1 protein-coding gene is annotated in these 572 nt (G+C 35.8%); it reads right to left on the bottom strand.

The features are described 5' to 3' along the window. Positions 1 to 523, bottom strand: a 523-nt coding sequence (locus tag ASJ81_RS14875) for an IS630 family transposase (protein ID WP_141241755.1), incomplete at its 3' end; no start/stop codon positions are given. Positions 524 to 572 lie beyond the last annotated feature (49 nt).

The following is a 572-nucleotide window of genomic DNA, read 5'->3' on the forward strand; positions in this document are numbered from 1 at the left end:
CCGGGGAAGTTTTCCATCCCCGCAGCAAGCTAGCGGGGTATTCGACTGAAATAAATTCGTTTGTTAATTCCTGATTTCGCCTTTTTGATTGAGGTCTACATATAATTCTACTAAACCCTAAATTTTTAATAATTTGCCTCATTCTTGATTTGGAATAAGATATCCCAAATTTCTCTCTGACAAATTGAATTGCATCTTTTGTTTGCCAACCACGAGAAAAACCATCGTCTGTTGGGATAGGTTTTGATAATGCTTCCCTTAATTCAGAGAGTTGCTCTGCAGTTAAATAGGACTTTACGCCTCTACCAGGTTTACATTTAAGGCTAGACAAACCTTCTTCTTCAGCTCTTTTCATCCAACGATGAACTGTTGAACGGTGAACTGAAAAATCTTCTGCAACTTTAGCCGGACTCAAACCATTTTTAACCAACAATAATGCTTGAAGTCTTAGCTTCTCATTTTTGTCACAGGAACGACAGATAGCTGTAGCAATATCAGGAGTAGTAAACATCTCTAAACTCATAACTAACTTAATATTATTATATCAAATATATAAATGTTGCATTATACAA

The organism is Methanosarcina spelaei, from assembly GCF_002287235.1.
Taxonomy (GTDB): Archaea; Halobacteriota; Methanosarcinia; order Methanosarcinales; family Methanosarcinaceae; genus Methanosarcina; species Methanosarcina spelaei.